Raw genomic sequence first — 24,986 nt, forward strand, 5'->3', positions numbered from 1 at the left:
GGTGCGAAACGGAGATTCGGGATATAAAAGCTTTCGGCGCGAATTGCTTTTTTCCAGGTTTTTTTACCTTTGTATAAAGGTTTTCGGATCGAAGGAATCATAAAATATAGGAATTATGAAAAAAATCCAGTTCTTGTTTATCGCGACGTTCGGTGCTTTTTTTGCCTGCACAAGCGGGCAGCATACCGGGACGGCTCCGGCGCTGGTTCAGGTTTCGGCATTCGATACGGTGTTGGACGGCTCGGACGTGTCGCTCTACACGCTGCGAAACGACAGCGGCATGGTCGTCCAGGTCACCAATTACGGCGCGCGCGTGGTATCGTTGTGGGTGCCCGATGCGAAAGGGGATTTCCAGGACGTCGTCTGGGGATACGAGTCGATCCACGACTACCTGGACTCTCCCGACCGGTTTTGCGGCCCGGTGGTCGGCCGTTACGGCAACCGGATCGGTAAGGGACGGTTTACCCTGGATGGGAAATCGTACCAGTTGACGCTGAACGATGGGGAGAACCACCTGCACGGCGGCGCCGACGGTTTCTGGAACAAGGTATGGATCGCGCGGCCGTTCGAGAACGAACAGGGGGAACAGGCCGTCGAAATGAGCTACCGGTCTCCCGACGGCGAAGAGGGGTATCCGGGTAATCTGTCGATTGCCGTCACTTATACGTTGCAGAAAAACAATGCCTTGAAGATCGAATACCAGGCAATGACCGATGCGCCGACGATCCTCAACCCGACGAGTCACAACTATTTCAATCTGCATGGAAACACGGCTTCCAGTACCGATTCGCATGTGCTGACGATCCATGCCGACCGGTTTACGCCGACCGATGCGGGATTGATCCCGACCGGTGCGCTCGATTCGGTAGCCGGGACTCCGCTCGATTTCCGGGTGGCGCAGCCGATTGGCAGCCGAATCGACGCCGATTTCGAACCGATGAAACTGGCCCGCGGATACGATCACAACTGGGTGCTGAACAAACAAGGGAACGAGATGAGCGTGGCTGCCGAAGTGTACGAACCCGCGACGGGGATCGTGATGAAGGTCGAAACCGATCAGCCGGCCTGCAGTTTTACAGCGGGAATTTTATGGACGGGACGGAGATCGGCAAGCGAGGCGACCGGCACAATTTCCGCACGGGGATAGCTCTTGAGACCCAGAATTTTCCCGATGCGCCGAATCACGAGAATTTTCCGTCCGCCGTGTTGCGCCCGGGCGAGACTTATACGCAGACCTGCGTCTATGCTTTCAGCGTGAGGAAATAGATCCGCCGACGGATTACGAAGCCGTTCCGGAATCGTCCGGAACGGCTTTTTTGTTCTTCGGGGGCGCGGAACTTCGGGAACGCGAATCGCGCCAAAAGAAAACGGGCGCTTCGAAAAGTGCCCGTTTCGGTTGTTGAGATCAAAGCGCCTGCTATTTGTTGGCGGCTTTTTTATCGTAATGTTTTTGATAGCGGCTCATAAACTTATCGACGCGTCCTGCGGTGTCAACCAACTTCATCTTACCGGTGTAGAACGGGTGCGACGTGTTGGAAATTTCCATCTTATACACGGGATAGGTTTCGCCATTCACTTCGATGGTTTCTTTTGTCTGAACGGCGGACCTGCACAAAAACACATGATCATTCGACATATCCTTGAATGCCACCAAACGATAATTCTCAGGATGAATCCCCTTTTTCATGATGTTTTTTGTTTAAAAATAGTTAAAAATCAGTAAATTTCTACGATTGAGGATGCAAAGTTAGTAAATCAATCCGGTTTTCCAAAACAATGCATCCGTTTTTCCGCGAAAAACCGACCGCCGTTCCCGAAACCGCTTCCGAAGACGGCGCATTCGAAAGCATCGCCGTTGCGATCAACTACTTATAGCTGATGACCAGTACTTTGGAATACTCCCAGAATTTGCTTTTGTCCTTGATGACCAGCGATTCGAACACGCCGCTGTCGTTCATCACGAATTCGTACGACCCGGCCGGATGCGAACTGACGAGCGTCGCTTTCTTGTGTCCGATTTTCACGTCGTCGAAATTCCGGATATCGACCTGGGTGAAGCTGTCGAGGCTTCTGTTTTCGTTGATTTTCAGCGTTCTGCCGATGAATCCGCTCTTGTAGACGATCTCTTTCGAGAGCAGTTCCTTTTCCGATCCCACGATGTAATATCCGGTATTCAGGATGTTGTTCTGGGTTTTTACCTCCCCTTCGAGCGAGGTCTTTTCGGCGGTCAGTCCGCTGACCTGCGTATTGAGTCCCGAAACCTGCTCGGTCAGTTCGGCGACCTGGACGTGCATGTTTTCGAGATTTTGTTTCAGAATTTTGATTTCCTGGTCTTTCGATTCGATCTGGGCGTTCAGTTGCGCGATCAGCTTCTCGAAACTGCCGATTTTGACGTTCGCTTTTTTAAGCTGGTCGGCCGACTGTTGCAACCGGGCGATCGTCTGCCGGTTGGCGATCAGCAGTTGGTTGATCGCTTCGATGTCCTCGTTGATCTGCGTGGTGGTTCCTTCGGGATTTCGCCTTTGTCGATATTTTCGTTGATGATGTTTTCCCGGGATTTGATTGCGTTCAGATTCTCGGTAACGGTGCTCAGCGACGAGAAACTTCGTTGAGCACGGAATCTTTTTGGGCGACGGCTACGGCCAGCGAATCGTTTTGGCTGGTCAGTCGCTCGGTTTTTGTCCGCCCGTGCAGGACGCGAGCAGCAACAGCGCGAAGAGATATAAAATTTTTTTCATTACCCTGATGGATTAAGGTTTATTGGTTTTGATGTCGTATCCGGGCGTTACGGCCCGATCAGAAGGTGACTTTGATGCCCAACCCGAAATCGGCGGCGTGGAATCCGGTTTTTCCGATCACGTTCAGGTTCGGTTTATAATCCAAAGAGAATGCCAGAGGAATCGAAGCGACTTTGTATTCGAGTCCGACGATCCCGTTGATCCCGAACGTGAATTTGCCTTCGTGATGGTCCCACGACCCGATGTTGACGCCGGCGCCGTAATAGAAGTTGAATCCGCTGGCGATTACCGGCACGTTCCGTTCGTAGAGGGCGTACACGTTGAATCCCTGTGCGAAGTCGAGCATGCCTTCGATCGAGTTGACCGGGTCGAAATTGTGCCGTACGGTGATGCCGGAGGCGGTTACGCCGCCGCGGACGCCGATTGCCCAGTTATAGTTCTGGGCGCTGAGCCCCGTGACGGCGGTCAGCGACAAGATCGTTAGCAGAACAGCTATCTTTTTCATAAAACACAGATGAACGGTTAGTACCGGCAAAATTAATAATTTTAGTCATATAATCTCCCGGAAGGGATAAAAAGGAGGTCGCGAGGGACGGGATCGTGCGGATTGCTTCCGTCTTCCGCTTCCGGGAGGAGCATGGAGACCCGGGAAATCCGCGCGCCCTGTTTCCCGCCCGGCTTGTTTTTCATGCGGTTATACGGTTACGTGCCGAAATTTCGGATCTTTTCGGCAAATGCAGTCCTCCAGGTGATCGTTGATAAACCCCGAAGCCTGCAAGTGGGCGTAACAAATCGTAGTCCCGAAGAATTTGAATCCTCGTTTTTTCATGTCCTTGCTCATGGCGTCGGATTCGGGAGAAGATGCCGGAATCTCGCTCAACGACCGGAAGGTGTTGACAATCGGTTTTCTGTCGGGGAAGAACGACAGGGTGTATTCGTAAAAACTGCCGAACTCCTTTTGTATGGCGAGCAGCAGCCTTGCATTGGTGATCGCCGCTTTGATTTTCAGACGGTTTCTCACAATGCCGTCGAATCGCATCAGCCGTTCGACGTCTTCATCGGTCATTTGCGCCACCCGCTCGGCATCGAAATCGCAAAAGGCTTTGCGATACCCCTCGCGCTTCCTGAGAATAGTTATCCAGCTCAATCCGGCTTGGGCGCTCTCCAGCACGAGAAACTCGAACAGCGTCTTGTCGTCGGTCACCAATTTTCCCCACTCCCGATCATGGTATTTCACATACAGCTCGTCGGTTCCGCACCAGCCGCAGCGTCCGTTTATGATGTCTTGCATAATCACAATGTTTGAATACGGCGAAGATAGCGGATTCGCAGCGTCGTGCCAAATTTCAACGGACGATTCTGTTAATTTACAAACAACGAATTTTCCTCCCGATCGCCCGGCTTCGGAGGGTGATCGTCCCCCTGCAAAACCCGGTTCCGAGACGCTTCCGGCCTTTTGAGTCATCCGATATACACTCGTTGCCAGCGTTCCGATATCGGGTGTCGCAAGACCGTTTCCGTTTTTATTTGCCGTTTCGTATACTTAAGTAATAGAGTTATGAATCTTTTGGAATTATTGCCGTCGAATCGGCTGGATTCCATTGTAGGGCAGGTATTTGACAGTTAGACCCGCCGGGAATATGTGGTGCAAATACGGCATTTTTTACGGTTTACCGATACGCACGGACTGAGAGGAAGCCGCGATACATATACTGTCTGGCGGGTAACTGGAACACCAACCCGCGAAGCAAGCAAAGTATTCGTCCGATCTGAAAACAAGTCGGACGTTTTTATAGAAACATGATGAGAAGACAGGCGAAAATCCATCACAGTATCGGCTTTCCAAAGATTGCGTGCGGCACACGCTCCGTCCGCGACCGGTCGGAACGTTTCGGCCGGAATCCGGCGTCACGCACACCCGCCCGTGCGCAAAACCGCGCAATACGGAATAAGTATTTGCACCTATTGAACTTACCGGCGCATCGGCGTATCTTTGCCCGGAATCGCAAACCGAACTTTATGAAACGAAATTTCTGGGGTAGTTTTCGCAACGAAGACTGGATGGCAACGATCATGGGCCTGTTGCTGGTGGTCGCCGTAATAACAGTGCCCGGCTGGATTCCCGCATTTCCCAAAACATTGTCTACCGCCGGTTCCTGGCTATCGGTCGCCGGCATGTTCTTAATCGCAGCCCTGTTTTCCGCGCTCGGTATCAAACTGATGGGCGACCGGCTGCGGGGTTTCATCCCCTCTTTCGCCGCCATATTCGTCCTCTCGGCCCTTTGTCAATACGTTTCGATGCTTCCGTCCATCAAAACGGCGGGACTCGAATCCGTCTTTTTCTCGGTGATTCTAGGACTACTGATCCGCAATACCGTCGGATTACCCAAATGGCTTTCCCCGGCCGTCAGAAGCGAATACTACATTAAAATCGGCCTGATCCTGCTCGGCACGTCCGTTCTGTTCGGAGAAATTCTGAAAGCCGGAGCTTTAGGTATGCTCCAGGCCGTCGTCGTCGTCTTTACCGTCTGGTATTTCACTTTCTGGCTCGCCAGAAAGCTAAAACTGGACAGCGAAATGGGCATTATGCTGGCGAGCGCCGTATCGATCTGCGGCGTATCGGCGGCGATAGCGACCTGCGGAGCCATCAAAGGCGACAGCAAAAAGCTGTCTTTCGTGGTTTCCATCGTCCTGGTCGTGGCCATCCCGATGATGTACCTGATGCCGCTTCTGGCAAAATGGATGGGACTTACGCCGGAAGTGGCGGGAGCATGGCTCGGGGGTACCATCGACACGACGGGAGCCGTAGTCGCCGCCGGCAAATTCCTGGGAGAAACGGCCGAGATGTACAGCGTCATCATCAAATCGTCCCAAAACGTACTGCTGGGAATCGCCGCATTCGCCATCTCGATCTACTGGTCGCTGCGCGGAACCAATCGCACCGAACGCCCCACCGCGAAAGTGATCTGGGATCGGTTTCCCAAGTTTGTCGTGGGTTTCGTAATCGCTTCGCTGGTCTTCAGTTTCTGTATGCCGCTGCAGGAGGCCAAAGCGCTCGGGGGATTGGCCAAAGGACTGCGCGAGGTCATGTTCTCGCTGGCTTTCGTGTGCATCGGGCTTGAGACCGATTTCCGGTTCATCTTCAAAAAAGAAAACAAAAGCAACATCGCCACCTTCTTCGTCGCCCAGGGATTCAATATCGTGGTCACGCTGGTAATGGCTTACCTGCTGTTCGGGTTGTGGGCCGGCTGATCGCCGACACAACGATTATGCTGCAACCCTTTGTAACGACGGTTCTCCAGAATCATTCGGTGAACCGTCGGTTTCGTACGATTCATTTTGTGCCGTGTCAGACCCGACGGGCGCGATCCGTCCAGCCGTAAAATTTCGGCGCGATCCTCCTTTTGCAAATCCCGGTGAAGCATCGGCTTTGGTAATTTATCTTCGAATCGTTAACTTGCATCGATTTTAAACAACCCAAAACCGACACGATGAAACGAATTTACCGATCGATCCTGCTGCTGGCCGCCGCGCTGCCTGCGGCGTTTCCCGCAGAAGCCCGTGAAATCATCGATATCAACCGCAACTGGCGTTTTACGCTGGACGACGACCGGACGTACGGCGAACCGGCCTTCGACGACAGCGGTTGGCAACGGCTCGACCTGCCGCACGACTGGAGCATCGCAGGCGCTTACGACAAACGGAATCCGAGCGGACCGCAAGGCGGCTTCATGCCGTGCGGAACCGGCTGGTACAGGCATTCCTTCGAAGCCCCCGCCGGTTCCGAAGGAAACCGCGTTTTCGTCCGTTTCGACGGCGTCTACATGAAATCCCAGGTATGGATCAACGGCCGCATGGTCGGCGAATACCCGAACGGGTACAATTCGTTCGAATACGACATCACCCCTTTCGTCCGCCGCGATACGCTGAACGTGCTCGCCGTCCGCGTCGACAATTCGTTGCAACCCGGGTCGCGCTGGTACACCGGATCGGGCATCTACCGGAACGTTCACCTGATCGTCACGTCGCAGATGCACTTTACCGACGGAGGCGTTTTCATCACGACTCCGGAAGTTTCGGCGGAACGGGCCCGAATCGAAATCAACTACCACGTCATCAACCACAACTACCCTGAGACGCGGTTTACCTGGACCGACAATAAGTCGCTGTACGTCTGGCTGCGCGACGGCAACGCCGACGCCGCGCCGAAAACCGACGCCAACAACCGGGTGCAGAAGGAATGCACGCTCACTTCGATCCTTTACGACGCAGACGGCCAGGAAATAAAACGGGTCTCGACCAAACATCGGATCGGGGATTACAGCGAAGCCGATCTAAGGCAACAAATCGAAATCGACCGCCCGCATCTGTGGTCGGACCAGACCCCTTACCTTTATAAACTGGTCGGTACGATCTCCTACGACGGCCGCGAGGCCGACCGGGTAAGCTATCCGGTCGGAGTGCGTACGATTCGTTTTTCGCCCGAACGGGGTATGGAAGTCAACGGCCGGCAGGTCAAACTACAGGGGGTATGCTTGCACCAGAACGTAGGTTGTTTCGGCAGCGCCGTACCGCTCGGGGTATGGCAGGAAAGACTCGAAACGCTGAAAGCGATGGGCTGTAATGCTGTTCGGCTCAGCCATTACCCGTTCGCGCCCGAATTCTACGATCTGTGCGACTCGCTCGGTTTTTACGTGTCGAACGAAATTTTCGACGAATGGAACCGCGGGCAGGAATGGGGCTATTCGGAAAGTTCGTACGGAAAAATGCCCTATACCTACCACCTCTATTTCGATCAGTGGGGCGAAACCGACCTGCGCAGAATGATCCGCCGCGACCGGAACCACCCGTGCGTCGCGCTGTACGTGCTCGGCAACGAAATTCCGAACCAGCGCATCCAGGGAATCGAAATCGCACAAAAGCTGAAAGCCATCACCCGTGAGGAAGACCCCACGCGGCCGGTAACCGCCGCCTGCGACTTCTTCGTCGGAGCCAATATTTACGGCTTTATGGATCAGTTCGACATCGCGGGTTACAACTACATCGACCGCATCCATCCGGACAGCCTGTACGCCGCCGAACACGCCCGTTACCCGAACCGCATCCTGCTCGGCACGGAGACTTATCATAAAACCCGCAACCACGTATCGATACGCGACAACGCCGGCGCGATCGGCGAATTCGTCTGGGTGGGCTACGACTACCTCGGCGAAATCGTGTGGCCGGATTACCGCGGCTGGGACGAAGGAATGCTCGATATCGCCGGCTTCCCGAAACCGGAATACTACCTGCGCAAAAGCTACTGGTCGGACGAACCCGTCGTCCATATCGGCGTCCGCCAGGGCCCCGACCGCGATTTCGATTGGAGTCCGCGCAACGTAGCCGACCACTGGAACTGGCAGGGGCGGGATCAGGACACCCTGGAAGTTTACGCCTACTCGAACTGCGACGAAGTCGAGCTCCGAATCGGCCGGCGCAGCCTGGGCCGGAAGCCGGTCGGGCGGAACGACTATTACGCTCTGTGGAATGTCCCCTTCAAAGCCGGCACGATTTCGGCAACCGGTTACAGGCAAGGGAAAAAGGTTGCCGAACACCGGCTCCTCACGGCCGGGAAGCCATATGCGGTCGAAGTATCGCGCATTTTTCGCTACGACGACGTTATCCGAGTAGAACTCTGCGTCGTCGACAAGGAAGGAATCCGTATCCCCGATTCCGAGGCGGAGATTACCCCTGGAAACATCCCGTCCGAACGCCTGCTCGGATTCGATAACGGCAATCAATACGACCCGCAGGGCCTCAAATACGCGTCCGCAGAACGGGGACGCTGCTCGGGCGGACGCATGGTCGTCTACTTAAAACCGGATTCCGCCGCCGTGAAAGCGACCTTCGATTCCCCGGGACTGATTTCAGCCGAAGCCGAGATCTAAATCTGCCGGACGAACATTCTCCCGGCAAATGTTCTTTCGAGTAAAAGAGAAGGCTGCGATTGCAAATCGCAGCCTTCTCTTCGAAACGTCTTTCCGAAACATTGCCCATATACAGATCCGTCCGAAAACACACGACGCTTCTCCGCACCGTCGTCGCAAACCGCCCGTTTGCTCTCGCCGGAACGGAAACCGGATCGTCGGAATACCCCCGACAAGCCCCAAACGACGCTTAACCGAGACCATACGCAAAACCATCCGCATCCCCCGCCAGATCCATCGGCACGCCCCTCTCGGAACTTCTTCGTCCCTTTATTCCCGGATACTCACATAGACATTCACGGATAAAAAACGAAGGCCTCCCCGACAGCGGGGAGGCCTCGTTTTTTATCCGTAAGTTTCTCTTACAAAGCGAGGAACTCGGTCGTTCCGAACAGTTTCGAGAACTCGACGTCCTTGGTAGCCTGAGCCTTCATAGCGGGATCTTTGGCGATAGCGCTCTTCAGGTTGGCAACAGCGGAAGAAGAGTTACCTTCGCGCATAGCGATAACTGCTTTCAGGTAGTCGGCTTCAGCCGATTTTTCGTTCGACAGCAGCGATTTTGCTTTCGACAGGTTGCCGTTGAGAACTTCAGCGACTGCGAGGTTGTAACCGCTCAGCGCTTTGGCAGCCTCGGCATAGTTTCCTTCTGCCAGGTTAACCAGACCCATGTTGGCTTTCGAATCGGCCGTATTCAGAGCAGCGAAATATTTCTGAGCCGCAGCAGCGTCACCGCTCATCAGGGCTACGACGCCCAGGTTGTTGGTGATAGCGGCATCTTTGCTCATACCTGCAGCCTTTTCGAACAGGGCTTTAGCCTGAGAAACTTTACCGGCACGCGCATAAACCACACCTGCGTTGTTGTAACCGCGAACGCTGTTGTATTTGGTAGCGGCAGCCTGGTAAGCTTTCAGTTGGGCAGCGGCATCGTCGGTCAACGTAGCGGCATACAGCATCTCTTCTTCGCTCAGTACGTCGATGTTCGAAGCGGCAGCTTCTTTGATCTCGGCATCGGTGCGGCCTTCGATATCCACATCGGCGATCAGCTTCGTACGACGCAACTGCGGCAGGATTTCCTTAGCCAGCACATCGAATACGGAAGTCATGTTCTTGATCTCTTCGTCGCGTTTCACCGGATTGTCGTACATGGCCAGAACCTGCAGAATCAGGTCTTTGTCTTTGATGTCCGAAGCAGAAACCAGTTCTTTGAAACCTTCCCAGTCTTCACCGTAAGCGGCGATATCGTATTTCGGGTTTACGCTTTCGAGCGTTTTGCTGATGGCTTTCTGACCGCTTTCGCTACGAGCCTTCGACAGTTCGTCGTTGAACTTAACCGGGCCGTCGGGAGAAGCGTAACCTTTTGCATATACGTTACCCAGCGTAGCGCGATCCTTGTCCGAGTACTCTTTTACGAAAGCTTCGAACATCTTCACCTGATCCTTGGTCAACTCGCCCGGACGAACGTTCGATTTGTTGATCAGGTACATGATTTCGGCATTCTGAGAAATGGTGGTCACTCTCTTGAAGTTGTCGGGCATGATCGACAGGTAAGCGGCATTGTCAGCCAGAGCCTGGATGGTGCTTACGCCTTCGGCAACCGGGATGGCTGCAAACGGAGTAAATTCCTTGCGTTTTTTGCAGCCTTTTGAGCACTTCGACTCGATACGCAGTTCGAGGGTCGAAAGTTTAGCGCGTTCGTCGTACGGGAACGACACGGCCTGCGTATAGGAACCGCCGGTCTTGTAAGGAATAACGGTGTAGTTATCCTTTACTTTTTCACCCTGGATGAATTTGGGAGTACCTACCAACTCTCCGCCTTCGAATACCAGAACCGGAGTAACCTTCAGTACGGCTTTCTTGTTGAAGTACTTAGCAGGGAAATCAACACGTACGTCCGTAACGACGTTGCTACCCTTCAGGGTCAGCACGGCAGGCGTTGCAGACACACTCACTCTGTCCACTTTTTTCAACATCTTGTTGTAGCAATTACAGCTGGCTAGCAGTATTGCTAAAGAAGCGAGCATGAAACTTTTTACTAAACTTTTCATAATCAGTGCTTTAAAAATTAATTAATTGTTTATCTCTGGTTTTAATCTATTAATCCTCAACGCCATAGTTGATATCCGCAAAAATAAGAATATATTTTAAATAACAATTAAAAAATCGACTTATTTTTGAACCCGATACCTCCCCTGGGTAGGATATCAGTCATCAAACTATTGTTTATCAGACTTTAAAAGAGCTTTTTTCGAAAGTTTCAGCTTGCCATTTTTAGGATCAACACCGATCAGTTTGACTTCGATCATATCGCCCTCCTTCAGGCCGGTTTCTTCCATCGTTTCGAAACGTTTGTTGGCGATTTCGGAGATGTGCAGCAGACCGTCTTTGCCCGGCATGATCTCCACAAATGCGCCGAAAGCGACGATCGAACGAATCTTTCCCCGGTAAATTTCGCCGACTTCCGGAATCGCCACGATCCCTTTGATACGGGCCATAGCCGCTTCGAGAGCCTCCTTGTTTTCGCCGAAAATGTCCACGTATCCCTTTTCGTCCTTTTCGGTGATCGTAATCGTCGTGCCGGTCGTCTTCTGAATCTCCTGAATCACTTTGCCTCCCGGGCCGATCACCGCACCGATAAATTCCTGCGGGATCACGATCTGCTCGATCCGCGGAACGAACGGTTTGAGTTCGGCGCGCGGTTCGGATATCGTTTCAGTATCTTGCCAAGAATGTGCATACGGCCCTGTTTGGCCTGTTCGAGCGCATTGGCCAGCACTTCGTACGAAAGACCGTCCACCTTGATGTCCATCTGAGTAGCGGTAATACCGTCTTTGGTACCGGTCACCTTGAAGTCCATGTCGCCGAGGTGGTCTTCATCGCCCAAGATATCGGACAGCACGGCGTATTTTCCGGTTTTGGCGTCGGTAATCAGCCCATGGCGATCCCGGAAACCGGTTTCTTGATCTTCACCCCGGCATCCATCAGCGCCAGCGTTCCGGCACACACGGTAGCCATCGAGGACGAACCGTTGGATTCCAGAATATCGGATACGACGCGAACGGCGTACGGATTCTCTTCGCCCACCGGTACCATCGGCTTCAGCGCGCGCCATGCCAGGTTGCCATGGCCGATCTCGCGACGCGACAGGCCGCGTGCGGGACGCGCTTCGCCGGTCGAGAACGGCGGGAAGTTATAATGCAGCACGAACTGTTCGGTGCCTTTCACGAGCACGTCGTCGATCTGCTTCTCATCGAGTTTCGTCCCGAGCGTTACAGTCGTCAGCGACTGGGTTTCGCCGCGCGTGAAAACAGCCGAACCGTGCGCCGCGGGCAGGTAATCCACCTCGCACCAGATCGGACGGATCTCGGTGGTCTTACGGCCGTCCAGACGTATCCCCTCGTCGAGAATCATGTTGCGCATCGCTTTTTTCAGCACGTCATCGTGGAAATAACGCTTGATCAATGCGCCTTTTTCCGCCAGGAATTCTTCGCTGAATTGCGCTTCGAATTCGGCTTCCAGCGCATCGAATTTCTCCGAACGCTCGTGTTTCGCAGTCATCGACTTCGCGATCTCGTAAGCTTTGTCGTACGTGGCGGCGATCACCTGTTGGCGCAATTCCTCGTCGTTGCTTTCGTGGCAGTAGGTGCGTTTCACGTCCTTACCCAACTCTTTTGAAAGTTCGATCTGCGCGGCACAGTGCTTTTTGATCTCTTCATGAGCGAATTTGATGGCGTCGAGCATGACCGCTTCGGACACCTCTTTCATCTCGCCTTCGACCATCAGGATGTTGTCGATCGTAGCGCCCACCATGATGTCCAGATCGGCGTCGGCGTTCTGCGAGAACGTCGGATTGATCACGAACTCCCCGTTGATCCGCGACACGCGCACCTCGGAAATCGGGCCGCCGAACGGAACGTCCGAAACGGCCAGCGCAGCCGACGCGGCCAGCCCGGCCAGCGCATCGGGCATGATATCTTTATCGGCGGAAATCAAGTTGACGGTAACGAATACTTCCGCATGGAAATCGGAAGGGAACAGCGGCCGCAGCGCGCGGTCGATCAAACGCGATACGAGAATTTCGTAATCCGACGCACGGCCTTCCCGTTTCAGGAACCCGCCGGGGAAACGACCGCAGGATGCGTATTTTTCCTTGTATTCGACCGACAGCGGCATAAAATCGCAGTCGTCCTTAGCCTCTTTGGCTGCCGTCACCGTGGCGAGCAACATGGTGTTGCCCTGTTTGACAACAACCGAACCGTCGGCTTGTTTTGCTAATTTTCCGGTTTCGATGATTATCTCGCGACCTCCGCTCAATGAAATCACCTTTTGTGTTGCATTATACATGTTTTTATCCTTCTAAGTGTCTATGAAAAACTAAATTCAACGGGCAATCCGCACTCTCCGAAAAAGAACCGTTTTAATGAGAATAAAGCTGCCCTACGAGAGGGCAGCCTATTCCGTCGGTAACCCGGAAAATTACTTCCTGAGTTCCAGAGCTTTTACTACGGCTCTATATCTTTCAATATCAACCTTTTTCAAATAATCAAGAAGCTGACGGCGTTTTCCGACCAGACGCAGCAGCGAGCGCTGCGTACCGAAGTCTTTCTTGTTTTTTTTGAGGTGCTCGGTGAGGTGGTTGATACGGTAAGAAAATAACGCTACCTGGCTCTCGGGAGAACCGGTGTCGGTATTAGACTTTCCGTAGGTTGCAAAAAGCTCCTGCTTTTTGTCTGCATTTAAATAACCCATTGTTTTGAATTTAAAAGGTTTGTATTCCGCCTTGGCTACCCTCCTTCCTCAAAAGAGAGTCTTCTCAAAGCGACTGCAAATCTAACGTTTTTTTACGAAGCAACCAACTAATAATCAAAGAAAGATCGCATTTTTTACAGAAAATCCGTTTTCGGCGACCGAGGGAAGATCGTTTCAGGATTCCGAAGGGTCTGAAAAGTCCTGTTTGCAATAGAGTTGCCCGTTCCCGACGCGTACGACCCGCACTTTTTCGCCCCGTCCGATAAAAAGTCCGTTTTCGGCGACCGCATCGTAATAAATCCCGTCGAGCACGATCTTTCCGGACGGACGCAGAACGGCGGTGACCGTCCCGGTGCGGCCGACCAGGCCGTCCTGCGGCAACCGGTGGCCGACATAACCCTGTTCGGGAGTCAGGTCGGTCGTCAGCACGATCCGGCTGCGCAACCGCGAATCGCCCGTCAAAAAGCGGCGGCCGAAATAAAGCGCGGCGACGAATGCCGCGACGGAACCGACGATAACGACCAGAAACGGCCGGACGATCCGCCCGGCGGACAGTTCTCCGGAAAAGACGTGCCGCAAAACATCGTTGTCAATCGCGGCGAACGCAAGCCCCGTCACAACCGCCACGATCCCGGCGATCCCCGCAATGCCGAACCCCGGCAGCACGAAAATCTCGACGGCGATCAGCAGCAGCCCGACGACAAAAAGGATCGGTTCCCAATTCTGCACCATCCCCTCGAGGTAAAGCGGCGAAAAATAAAGCACGGCTCCGAGCACGGCGGCAACCAGCGGGAAACCCACTCCGGGGGTCTGCAACTCGAAGTAGATCCCGCCGACGATCAGCATGATGAAAATTCCCTGCGCGAACGGGTTCATCAACCAGCCGAGCACGCGGTCGAGTGTCGTCGGATTGTATTCATGAAGCGTATAATCGACGACTCCGGCATTCGACAGCACCTCGGCGACCGAAACGGCCTTGCCTTCGCTGTAATGCCGGGCGAGGGCCTCGTCGGCCGTCAGCGTCAGGACGCCGACCGTCGTACTGTCCCCGGCGGTCGTCCCGACCATCGCTTCGGCGATCGCCGGATCGCGCCGCCAGCGCCAGACGGTATCCGTTCCGTCTACCCGCTCCACGACCTTGCCGTGGGCTTCGGCCGTCGACCGCATTGTCGCGCGCATGAAACTCTGGTACTTGTCCGGCATCGGCCGCCCCTGCTGATCGACCACCGACGCGGCGCCGATATTGCCGCCCGGACGAATGTAAATGCGATCGGCCGCCAGCGCGATCAACGCGCCGGCCGAAGCGGCCTGGTTGTCGATCCACACCCATACCGGAATCCGGGAATTGAGCAGCATCGTGCGGATCGAATCGGCCGCCGCGACGACTCCGCCGTACGTATTCATTTGGATAACCACCAGGTCGGCTCCCATCTCGTCCGCCTGCGCGAGGCATTTCCCGGTCAGCCGTTCGACCGACGGCATGATGTCTTCGCGGATCGGGAAGGTATAGACCAACTTCCGCCCCGTAGAATCGGCCGCGCGCCCGGAAAACGTCCCGAGCAACAGCGCCAAAACGATCCCGACGTATTTCATCCGGTTTGTTCTCATAGGCATGAAGACTGTAAAGTTCATATTTCGGACACTCCTAAAGCCATTTCTTCCACCGGAAAAACAGGTACGTAAGCGCAGACACGAGCACCATCAGCCCCAGCGCGAACTCATAGCCGTACTGCCAGCGCAACTCCTGGATGCTCTCGAAATTCATTCCGTAGATGCTGGCGATCATCGTCGGAGGCATGAAAAACAGCGCGGCGACGGTAAAGATCTTGGTCACGTTACTCTGTTCGATATTAATCAGACCGAGCGCGGTATCCTGCATGTAGTCGAGCCGTTCGGAACTGAAATCGGCATGATTGATCAGCGAATTGACGTCCTTGATCATCAGTTGCAGCTTCGGATAGATGTCGTTCGGGAAACGTTCGCTGCGCAGGATGCCCGACAGGATACGCTGCCGGTCGAAGATGTTTTCGCGGATCAACATCGTATTCTCCTGCATGTGGCTGATCTGCTTGAGGGTTTCCTTGTCGATATGTTCGCTGAGGTTCATGTTTTTGCTCAGCGTGGCGATGTTTTTGGCCAGGGCTTCGACCAGGTCGGCATCGAAATCGATCCGCACCTCGAGGATCGAGATCAGCAGGTGGTAGCCGGTCGAGTAGGCCCGGTAGTTCATCTGCAGCCGTTTCGCGCTTTCGGTAAACGTCCTGAATTCGCTGGTGCGCACCGACACCAACACGCCTTCGGTAATGATGAACGAAACGGGCTCGATACTGAACGCCTCGGGATTCGGAATGAAAAAGTTCGAATTGCAGATGATCGCATTCTCGGTTTCCGAATATTTGGACGAACTCTCGATCTCCTCGACCTGCTGACGCGTCTGTAGGTTGATCTCCAAAAAGTTCTCCACGGCTTTCTGCTCTTTGATCGTCGGAGAAAGCAGGTCGATCCACAAAATATCGTCGTAACCGAGATCGTCGAAAAGCCTGACGTCCGCGTTGCGAACGATTTTGTTATATTGCTTCAGGTAAATAGTAATCATTGTTCTTGAGCTTTAGAGGGTGAATAGTCGGGTCGCTTCCGTCCCTCCGGGGGCGCGTCAACCGGAAGTTCAACCGGGATTGATCGGAGGGTCGATCTTCCTGCCCTCCTGCCAGTAAAGCGCCGTCGCACGGCGCTTCTGCTCATCAAAAACAAAATCGATATTCCGCGTCAGGTAATCGTAAGCATAACTTCTGTCGCCGTAACCGTAACAAGCGATCGCTTCGGGAATGTGCCGGACGCCGTAATCGAGCGCCTCGGCGAGCCGTTCGACGGTCCGGTCGTCCACGCCGGAACGCGCCACCCACGCCGCGAAAGCGAAAGGAAGCCCCGTCATTTCACGCCATGCGTCGGCCAGATCGTAACGATACCGGAACTTTTCCTCATGGTCGAACACCTTGTCGCCGATGATCAGATACCCCGTCCGCGGCTGCGGAGCGTTCAGTGCAGAGAAATCTTTCAGTTCTTTCCATTCGGGACGGATCCCCCACAACTTCGACGCGAGGATGCGCACCAATCTCACCGAAGTCAGCGAATGGCTGTCGAGATAAATCGTATCGAGCCGATCCAGCGGAGAATCAGCCGCCAACACCACCGTGCGAACCGAACGGCTCGCACCGATGCAGAACGGCGTAACGATGCGGATATCGGGAATCGACGGGACGGCCGCTACGGGAATCAGCGCGATTTCCGCGCCGCCGTCGCGCAACAGGGAAGCGCATCCCCGGGGCGGGGAGAGCAAAAGATCGGCATACAGGTCAATTCCCGCATGCTCGATACCATATATAAAAGGTATGGTATTGAGGTAAGATACCGCAACTATTCGGTTCCGCATCATCATCCATACAGCTTCAAAATTCGTTGAACAATATCCGCACCGCCTTCAAACGGATGCGGGTCAGGCTGTTGGCAGAGTGCTTTCTCGGTGACAAACCACTTTCCCGTGACGCGAAGGTAACCAAAAAACGGCAATGTACAAGGCGCGGCGACAAAAAAAAGAGACGCCGTCCGCAATGGACGCGTCTCGGGGTCGAAACGGACGGACGGTTAGCATTGAACTTTGCCGGCCGATCCCAGTACATTAATCAGTTTGTGTTCGTACAATTTTTTCAGGCTTTCGCGGGCCGGGCCCAGGTATTTGCGCGGGTCAAACTCGGCCGGCTTGGTAGCCAGCACTTCACGAACGGCAGCGGTCATCGCCAGACGGCCGTCGGAGTCGATGTTGATCTTGCAAACGGCGCTTTCGGCAGCCTTGCGGAGCTGTTCTTCGGGAATACCGATCGCATCTTTCAGCGCGCCGCCGTATTTGTTGATAACGGCGACCAGATCCTGCGGAACCGACGAAGATCCGTGCAACACGATCGGGAAGCCAGGAATGCGCTTTTCGATCTCCTGAAGAATATCGAAACGCAACGGGGGCGGAACCAGAACGCCGTTGGCGTCGCGGGTGCACTGCTCCGGCGTAAATTTATTGGCGCCGTGCGACGTTCCGATCGAGATAGCCAGCGAATCGACGCCGGTACGCGATACGAAATCGACTACCTGGTCGGGTTCGGTGTAGGTGTGGTGTTCGGCCTTCACGTCGTCCTCGATACCGGCCAGTACGCCGAGCTCGCCTTCGACGGTCACGTCGAACTGGTGCGCATAGTCGACCACTTTTTTGGTCAGCGCGATATTCTCTTCGTAGGGCAGGTGCGAACCGTCGATCATCACCGACGAGAAACCCATGTCGATGCACGACTTGCAGAGTTCGAACGAATCGCCGTGGTCGAGGTGCAGCACGATCTGCGGATGAGCGCAACCCAGTTCCTTGGCATATTCCACCGCACCCTGAGCCATATAACGAAGCAGGGTCTGATTGGCATACTTACGGGCACCGCTCGACACCTGCAGGATCACCGGCGATTTCGTTTCGACGGTAGCCTGAATAATGGCCTGCATCTGCTCCATGTTGTTGAAGTTGAATGCAGCGATGGCGTATTTGCCCTCGATGGCCTTTTTAAACATCTCTCTCGTGTTCACAAGACCCAAATCTTTGTAATTTACCATGACAACTTATTTTTAGGTTAACAAATTCGGAAATTCTCCGTTTACGGCGGCCGCCTCGCAACGTCGTTGCGCCGACCGTCCGTCCGGCGCAATCGCATCCGGACGCTTTCCCGGTCGATTCCGTCCGATCCGGGTTTCAAATTTAATCATTTTCCGGCGCAATCCGACGAGTTTCGTAAAAAAATTTAAAATTCCCGTTCGCCGAATCCGCAGCGGACTTACAACCGGGCACGCAGCAATTTGCCCTCGTCCTCGTAACCCGGCTTGCCGAGCAGCGCGAACATATTCTTCTTGTACGCCTCCACGCCCGGCTGATCGAACGGATTGACGCCCAACGTATAACCGCTGATACCGCATGATTTTTCGAAGAAGTAGAGCAGGGCGCCGAGGTAGTACTCGTTCAACTCGGGAATTTCGATCCGGATATTCGGCACGCCGCCGTCCACGTGGGCCAGCATCGTCCCCATCTCGGCCATCAGATTCACTTCGCCGATCCGTTTGCCGGCCAGGTAGTTCAGTCCGTCCAGGTTATCCGGATCGGAATCGATCTTCAGACTGTGCCGCGGCTTTTCGACGCTGATAACCGTCTCTATCAGCGTGCGTTCGCCCTGTTGGATATACTGTCCCATCGAGTGCAGGTCGGCGGTCAGCGTCACGCTGGCCGGGAAGATACCTTTGCCTTCTTTCCCTTCGCTCTCCCCGTAAAGCTGCTTCCACCATTCGGACACGTACTGGAGCCTCGGATCGTAGCTGGCCAGTATCTCGATCTTATACCCCTTTTTGTACAACGCGTTCCGCGCAGCCGCATACTGAACGGCCGGATTTTCGTCGAACGGAACGTCGGCAGCCGTCATTTTCGCCATATCCTGCGCGCCGCGCACCAATTCGCCGATGTTGATTCCGGCAACGGCCAGCGGCAGCAAGCCGACCGGCGTCAGCACCGAATAGCGTCCGCCGATGTCGTCCGGAATCACGAACGTAGCGTAGCCCTCCTGCGTGGCCAGCGTCCGCAGTGCGCCGCGTTTGGCATCGGTCACGGCAACGATCCGTTTGGCGGCTTCCGCTTTGCCATAACGGGTCTCGATCTCCTCTTTGACGATCCGGAAAGCAACGGCCGGCTCGGTCGTCGTCCCGGACTTGGAGATCACGATGGCAGCCAGCTTGTACGGCTTCGTAGCGGCCAGCAGCTCATACAGATAGTCCTCGCTGAGATTCTGCCCGGCGAACAGCACGATCGGCTTATCCTGTTTCTTGTGCAGCAGTTGGAACGGATCGCTCATGGCTTCCAGCACGGCTTTCGCCCCGAGGTAAGAGCCCCCGATCCCGATCACCACGATCACTTCGGCCAGCGAAGCCAGCGATTTCGCGCAATCGTTAACGGCGTCCAGTTGGGCGGGGGTAATCTGCTCGGGCAGGTCCACCCACCCCAGAAAATCGTTCCCGTCGCCGCTGCCGTCGGACAACATGCGGTTCGACACTTCGACCCGTTCTTTTATCAATTCGAGATCCACGGGTTCGAGAATCCCGTAGATTTTGTCGATAGAAACTTTAATAATACTCATGATAATTATGTTTTGATGGATTTTACATGCCTTTACAGCAGCCGTCCGGTCAACCGGCCGACCGAGACCGACGGCGAAGCGCCGTCATAGAGAACGTCGTACACCATCCGCGCAATCGGCATATCCACGCCGCGCTGCCGGTTGATTTTCATAATGCATTCGGCCGCGTAATACCCTTCGGCCACCATGCTCATCTCCATCTGCGCCGAATGCACCGAATAGCCCTTGCCGATCATCAGTCCGAACCGACGGTTGCGACTGAACTGCGAATAGGAAGTAACCAACAGGTCGCCCAGATAAGCCGATGCGAACGTATTCCGGTTGCTGGGATAAGTCTGCGACATGAAACGCGACATCTCCATCGCCCCGTTCGAAATCAGCACGGCCAGAAAATTATCCCCGTAACCGAGGCCGACCGCGATCCCGACCGCAATCGCATAAATATTTTTCAGCACGGAAGCATATTCTATGCCGTATATGTCGGTCGAATGACCGACGTTTATATAATCGGTCCGAATTTTATCGCCCAGGATGCGCGAGTTTTCGAGCGTCTTGCAAACGACCGTCAGGTAGGAGAGCCGTTCGAGCGCCACCTCTTCGGCATGGCACGGGCCGGACACGATCCCGATCTGATCGAACGGAACGTCGTACCGGCGGTTGACGTACTCGGCCACCGTGATCAGATCGTCGGGAACGATGCCTTTGATCGCAGAGACGATGAATTTATCGCCGAGCGGTTCGGTCAGGGGTTCGAGCGTCGTTTTCAGGTAAACGGACGGAGCTGCCAGCACGACGATCTCCGCATCGCGCGCCACCTCGTCGAGACTGTCCGACAGGTGCAGGCTCCCCGGATCGAAACGGACGTCCCGCAGGTAGCGCGGGTTGGTCCCGTGCTTACGCACATGCTCCAGGACATCCCGGTTGCGGATGTACCAGCCGACGTTCCGTTCGTTTTCGAGAAGTATCTTGACCAGAGCCGTAGCCCAACTGCCGTGACCGACCACCGCACACCGCGCGTTCCGATCGATGTTGTACGCCATGATTTTATTCGCTTTCAAACCACAAATTTACAAATTATTTAAAATTTTCGCTATTCCGGAGCCGTTTTATCCGGAAACAGCCGCATAAATCGCACCCGGAACCGCAACGCCACCGCCCGGCGACCAAAAACTTCATTTTACGGACCGTCCGCCGCACCGGCAAAACGGCCGGAAACAAAAAAAAGAGACACAATCCATTTTTTGAAGTATAAACTCAAGCTGTAAACTCTTTTTTTGTATCTTTGTACGATTGATAAATACTAAACCATACAAGACGGTGAAAAAGATAAAAGGAGCACTTATTTCGGTCTACTACAAAGACGGCCTGGAACAGATTGTCAGAAAATTAGCGGAGGACGGCGTAACGATCTATTCGACCGGCGGAACCCTTTCGTTCATCGAGGGACTCGGTCTGAAAGCCGTGTCGGTCGAGAGCCTGACGGGGTATCCGTCGATCCTCGGCGGACGCGTGAAAACGCTCCATCCGAAAGTTTTCGGAGGGATCCTCTCCCGCCGCGACAATCCGCAGGACGCCGAACAGACCGCTCAATACGAGATCCCGGAAATCGACGCGGTGATCGTCGACCTCTATCCCTTCGAACAAACCGTCGCTTCGGGGGCCGAAGAGCAGGCCGTGATCGAAAAAATCGACATCGGGGGCATCTCGCTGATCCGCGCCGCAGCGAAAAACTTCAAGGACGTGGTGATCGTACCGTCGGTCGACCAATACGCCGAATTCTACGAAATCATTACCGCCCAACAATGCGCTACGACGCTCGAACAGCGCCGTCGTTTCGCAGCCTATGCGTTCGACGTCAGCTCGCACTACGATTCGGCCATCTTCAACTATTTCAACCGCCAAGAACAGATCGGCTCGTTCAAGCTGAGTTTCAACGGCGGAACGCCGCTGCGCTACGGGGAGAATCCCCACCAGTCGGCCGTCTTCTACGGCGACCTCGAACGACTGTTCGACAAACTGCACGGCAAGGACATCTCGTACAACAACATGCTCGACATCGACGCGGCGATCAACCTGATCGAAGAGTTCGACGAACCGACCTCGTAATCATGAAACACAACAACGCCTGCGGCGTGGCGACGCGCCCGACGCTGTCCGAAGCGTGGAAAGACGCGCTGGCCGGCGACCCGGTTTCGGCTTTCGGCGGCGTGCTGATCTGTAACCGCGAAGTGGATGCGACGACCGCCGAAGAGATCAACAAGCTTTTCTTCGAAGTGATCCTGGCGCCCTCGTACACCGACGAGGCGCTCGCCGTCCTGGAATGCAAGAAAAACCGCATCATTCTGCGGCTGAAAGATACGACGCGCTGTCCGAAACAGTTCCGTTCGCTGCTGAACGGCGTAGCGGTGCAGGATCGCGACCTGAAAGTCGGAGGCGTAGACGGCGAACCGCGCTACGCGACCGAGAAACAGGCCGCGCCCGAACAGCTCAAAGACTTGATCTTCGCGAACAAGATCGTAAAACATTCCAAGAGCAACGCGATCGTACTGGCCAAGGCCGGTATGCTGATCGCCAGCGGCATCGGCCAAACCTCGCGCGTGGATGCGCTGAAACAGGCCATCGCGAAAGCCAAAAGTTTCGGGTTCGACCTGACGGGGGCCGTGATGGCGTCGGATGCGTTCTTCCCGTTCGGCGACTGCGTCGAAATCGCCCACAAGGAGGGCATCGACGCCGTGATTCAGCCGGGCGGCTCGGTACGCGACCAGGAGAGCATCGACTACTGCAACGCGAACGGCATGGCAATGTTGTTCACCGGTCTCAGACATTTCAAGCACTAACAAACCCTCTCACTATAAAGACCTAACGATTATGGGCTTATTTTCATTGACACAGGAGTTGGCCATCGACCTCGGCACGGCCAACACGATCATAATCAGCAACGGGAAAATCGTCGTGGACGAGCCGTCGATCGTGGCGCTCGACCAGCATACCGGCAAGGCGATGGCGATCGGCAAAAAAGCGCGCCAGATGCACGGCAAAACCCATCAGAATATCAAGACGGTACGCCCGTTGAAAGACGGCGTGATCGCCGATTTCAACGCCGCGGAGATTATGCTGCGCGGTCTGATCAAAATGGTCAAGAGCAACGGACGGCTGTTCAGTCCGTCGCTGAAAATGGTGATCTGCATCCCGTCCGGCTCGACCAACGTGGAGATCCGGGCCGTGCGCGATTCGGCCGAACACGCCGGCGGCCGCGAAGTGTATATGATCTACGAACCGATGGCCGCCGCGCTCGGCGCCGGACTCGACGTCGAAGCCCCCGAAGGCAACATGGTAGTCGACATCGGAGGCGGTACGACCGAAATCGCTTGCATCTCGCTCGGAGGAATCGTCTGCAGCGAGAGTATCAACGTTGCCGGAGACGTCTTTACAGAAGACATACAGACCTATATCCGTCAGCAGCACAACATGCGCATCGGCGAGCGGACGGCCGAGGACATCAAGATCGCCGTCGGAGCCGCGCTGTCGGAATTGGAGGAAGAGCCTGAAGACTTCGAAGTGACGGGGCCGAACATCCTGACGTCGTTGCCGTCGGTACTGAGCGTCTCGTACAGCGAAATGGCCTACGCGCTCGAAAAATCGCTCGTCAAAATCGACGCGGCAATTATGAAGGTACTCGAAATGGTTCCGCCCGAATTGTATGCCGACATCGCCCGAAACGGGATTTACCTCGCCGGCGGCGGAGCGTTGCTCAAAGGGCTCGACCGGAGGCTGTCCGAGAAAACCAATATCCCGTTCCACATCGCCGAAGACCCGCTGCGCGCCGTAGCGCGGGGCACGGGCATTGCGCTGAAGAACATCGGACGTTTTTCGTTCTTGATGCGATAACCCTTTAACACGAACCGCCGCAAGAGAATGATCAAGTTTTTCCTGTTCATCAAGAAGATCCATTTCGTATTGATCTTCATCATTCTCGAAGCGTTTGCGATACACTATTACGCAAACAGCACCAGCTACACGAAAGCGAAGCTGATTACCGCCTCCAACTATGTTGTAGGCGGTATCTATTCGCAGATATCGGGACTGAACAGCTACCTGCACCTGAAAAAGGAGAATGCAGCGCTGACTGCCCGGGTAGCGCTGCTGGAAAACGAACTCGACGGTTTGCGGCGCGACGGCAGCGATCCGGCCGTACCGCCGGACTCGCTGCTTTTCACCGAAGATTCTGTCGCCGGCCGACGGCAGTTCGCTTACTTCCCGGCTCGGGTCATCAACAACTCGATCATCCGGCAGGAGAACTACATCACGCTGAACCGCGGCGTCGAAGACGGCTTGCAGCCCGATATGGCGGTCGTGGCCGACAGGGGCATCGCGGGTTACGTAATGAACTGTTCGGATCATTTCGCCGTGTGTATGTCGGTGCTGAACCGCGGCTTCAAAACGAGCGGAAAGATCAAAGGAACCGACTATTTCGGATCGGTTTCGTGGGACGGCGCGAGTTACGAATACGTCATGCTGACCGAAATCGCAAAATACGCGCAGATCCATGTCGCGACACGATCGTGACGACCTCGCACTCGTCACGGTTTCCGCCGGGGCTCATGATCGGCACGGTGGCGGACTTCGAACTGAACAACGCGACCTATTACGACGTCCGGGTAAAACTGCATACCGACATCGCCGCACTGAACAACGTAGTGGTGATCAAATACCTGGACGCCGAAGAGCGCGAAACGCTGGAAAACGACGTTTCGATGACTTCGGCCGCTGTGCAATAGAGCGGCCAAACACACTGCAAACGACGAAGAAACGATGTACAGAACGCTGGAATATACGATCCTATTCGTGGTAATGGCCCTGTTGCAGGTTTTCCTGTTCAGCCGGATCGGGGTCAGCGTCTACATTCATCCGCTGGCCTACGTCGCCTTTATCATCCTGCTGCCGATGGAGATCGCGCCGCTGCTGTTGCTGACGCTCGGACTGTTGATGGGCGTCACGATGGACGTTTTCATGGGAACGGCCGGAATCAACACGATCGCCACGCTGTTCGTCGCATTCTGCCGCCCGACGCTGCTGAACCTGCTGGCCGGCAAAGACGAGGTGAAGGACGGCGGAATTCCGAACGTCAACCGGCTCGGGATCAAAAAATTCATCAAATACGCCTCCTTCATGGTGCTGCTGCACAGCACGGTATTCTTTATTTTCGAAACGCTGTCGCTGCACTTCTTCTACCTTACGCTGCTGCGGATCCTCCTGAGTTCGGCGGTTACGCTGCTGCTGGTGTATTTCTGCCAACGCCTGTTCTCGGTCAACCGTCAAAAACCGTAACG

The 24,986-nt window shown here is 54.8% G+C and carries 16 protein-coding genes and 4 pseudogenes; 7 read left to right on the forward strand and 13 right to left on the reverse strand.

Annotation, left to right across the window (positions count from 1 at the left end; all coding sequences use genetic code 11):
* Positions 1 to 280 precede the first annotated feature (280 nt).
* Positions 281 to 1,266: pseudogene (locus DW082_RS06645) on the forward strand (aldose epimerase family protein).
* Positions 1,267 to 1,417: 151 nt separating this feature from the next.
* Here the strand turns inward: DW082_RS06645 and DW082_RS06650 are convergent.
* From DW082_RS06650 to DW082_RS06665, 4 genes are all read right to left on the reverse strand, one after another.
* On the reverse strand, positions 1,418 to 1,687 hold the full coding sequence (locus DW082_RS06650; protein WP_055203156.1) for a type B 50S ribosomal protein L31: 270 nt from the start codon (positions 1,685 to 1,687) through the stop codon (positions 1,418 to 1,420).
* A 178-nt stretch (positions 1,688 to 1,865) separates the two neighbouring features.
* The gene (locus tag DW082_RS06655) at positions 1,866 to 2,429 is read right to left on the reverse strand and encodes a hypothetical protein (RefSeq protein ID WP_259335541.1); all 564 of its coding nucleotides are present in this window, start codon (positions 2,427 to 2,429) and stop codon (positions 1,866 to 1,868) included.
* 367 nt (positions 2,430 to 2,796) lie between these two features.
* Positions 2,797 to 3,243, reverse strand: coding sequence for a hypothetical protein (locus tag DW082_RS06660; RefSeq protein WP_055203593.1), 447 nt, complete (start codon positions 3,241 to 3,243; stop codon positions 2,797 to 2,799).
* A gap of 189 nt (positions 3,244 to 3,432) precedes the next feature.
* A complete protein-coding gene (locus tag DW082_RS06665) occupies positions 3,433 to 4,029 on the reverse strand; it encodes a DNA-3-methyladenine glycosylase I (RefSeq protein WP_101573548.1) in 597 nt (198 codons plus the stop codon).
* Positions 4,030 to 4,757: 728 nt separating this feature from the next.
* Here DW082_RS06665 and DW082_RS06670 point away from each other — a divergent pair.
* A complete protein-coding gene (locus tag DW082_RS06670; protein ID WP_118457916.1) occupies positions 4,758 to 5,990 on the forward strand; it encodes a YeiH family protein in 1,233 nt (410 codons plus the stop codon).
* A 239-nt stretch (positions 5,991 to 6,229) separates the two neighbouring features.
* On the forward strand, positions 6,230 to 8,665 hold the full coding sequence (locus DW082_RS06675; protein ID WP_118457918.1) for a sugar-binding domain-containing protein: 2,436 nt from the start codon (positions 6,230 to 6,232) through the stop codon (positions 8,663 to 8,665).
* A 401-nt stretch (positions 8,666 to 9,066) separates the two neighbouring features.
* Here the strand turns inward: DW082_RS06675 and DW082_RS06680 are convergent, their stop codons facing one another.
* The 9 genes and pseudogenes from DW082_RS06680 to DW082_RS06720 all read right to left on the reverse strand — a co-directional run bounded on the left by DW082_RS06680 (position 9,067) and on the right by DW082_RS06720 (position 20,696).
* Positions 9,067 to 10,653 carry a tetratricopeptide repeat protein gene (locus DW082_RS06680; RefSeq protein WP_228385731.1) on the reverse strand — a complete coding sequence of 529 codons (1,587 nt, stop codon included), beginning with the start codon at positions 10,651 to 10,653 and terminating at the stop codon, positions 9,067 to 9,069.
* 264 nt (positions 10,654 to 10,917) lie between these two features.
* Positions 10,918 to 13,045: pseudogene (gene pnp / locus DW082_RS06685) on the reverse strand (polyribonucleotide nucleotidyltransferase).
* A 132-nt stretch (positions 13,046 to 13,177) separates the two neighbouring features.
* Complete coding sequence (rpsO, locus tag DW082_RS06690) at positions 13,178 to 13,450, reverse strand: 30S ribosomal protein S15 (RefSeq protein ID WP_055203075.1); 273 nt, start codon at positions 13,448 to 13,450, stop codon at positions 13,178 to 13,180.
* 174 nt (positions 13,451 to 13,624) lie between these two features.
* Positions 13,625 to 15,058, reverse strand: a complete 1,434-nt coding sequence (locus tag DW082_RS06695; protein ID WP_259335543.1) for a nodulation protein NfeD — start codon at positions 15,056 to 15,058, stop codon at positions 13,625 to 13,627.
* Between the two features lie 37 nt (positions 15,059 to 15,095).
* Positions 15,096 to 16,046 (reverse strand): CorA family divalent cation transporter, encoded by a 951-nt coding sequence (locus tag DW082_RS06700; RefSeq protein ID WP_055203071.1) that lies wholly within the window; start codon positions 16,044 to 16,046, stop codon positions 15,096 to 15,098.
* Positions 16,047 to 16,115: 69 nt separating this feature from the next.
* Entirely contained in the window at positions 16,116 to 16,886 is a 771-nt protein-coding gene (locus DW082_RS06705; protein WP_118457920.1) for a menaquinone biosynthetic enzyme MqnA/MqnD family protein, read from the reverse strand.
* Positions 16,887 to 17,092: 206 nt separating this feature from the next.
* The gene (locus DW082_RS06710; protein ID WP_055203068.1) at positions 17,093 to 18,094 is read right to left on the reverse strand and encodes a class II fructose-bisphosphate aldolase; all 1,002 of its coding nucleotides are present in this window, start codon (positions 18,092 to 18,094) and stop codon (positions 17,093 to 17,095) included.
* Between the two features lie 218 nt (positions 18,095 to 18,312).
* Positions 18,313 to 19,656 carry a glucose-6-phosphate isomerase gene (locus tag DW082_RS06715; RefSeq protein WP_101573560.1) on the reverse strand — a complete coding sequence of 448 codons (1,344 nt, stop codon included), beginning with the start codon at positions 19,654 to 19,656 and terminating at the stop codon, positions 18,313 to 18,315.
* Between the two features lie 32 nt (positions 19,657 to 19,688).
* Entirely contained in the window at positions 19,689 to 20,696 is a 1,008-nt protein-coding gene (locus DW082_RS06720; protein WP_055203583.1) for an NAD(P)H-dependent glycerol-3-phosphate dehydrogenase, read from the reverse strand.
* Between the two features lie 277 nt (positions 20,697 to 20,973).
* Between DW082_RS06720 and purH the strand changes: the two are divergent.
* The 4 genes and pseudogenes from purH to DW082_RS06740 all read left to right on the forward strand — a co-directional run bounded on the left by purH (position 20,974) and on the right by DW082_RS06740 (position 24,984).
* Positions 20,974 to 22,493: pseudogene (gene purH, locus DW082_RS06725) on the forward strand (bifunctional phosphoribosylaminoimidazolecarboxamide formyltransferase/IMP cyclohydrolase).
* 31 nt (positions 22,494 to 22,524) lie between these two features.
* Positions 22,525 to 23,544: a rod shape-determining protein gene (locus tag DW082_RS06730; protein WP_055203064.1), complete on the forward strand. Its 1,020-nt coding sequence runs from the start codon at positions 22,525 to 22,527 to the stop codon at positions 23,542 to 23,544.
* A gap of 27 nt (positions 23,545 to 23,571) precedes the next feature.
* Positions 23,572 to 24,434, forward strand: a pseudogene (mreC, locus tag DW082_RS06735) (rod shape-determining protein MreC).
* Between the two features lie 34 nt (positions 24,435 to 24,468).
* On the forward strand, positions 24,469 to 24,984 hold the full coding sequence (locus DW082_RS06740) for a hypothetical protein (protein ID WP_055203060.1): 516 nt from the start codon (positions 24,469 to 24,471) through the stop codon (positions 24,982 to 24,984).
* Positions 24,985 to 24,986 lie beyond the last annotated feature (2 nt).

The sequence above is a fragment of the Alistipes sp. AF48-12 genome, assembly GCF_003477565.1.
Taxonomy (GTDB): domain Bacteria; phylum Bacteroidota; class Bacteroidia; order Bacteroidales; family Rikenellaceae; genus Alistipes_A; species Alistipes_A hominis.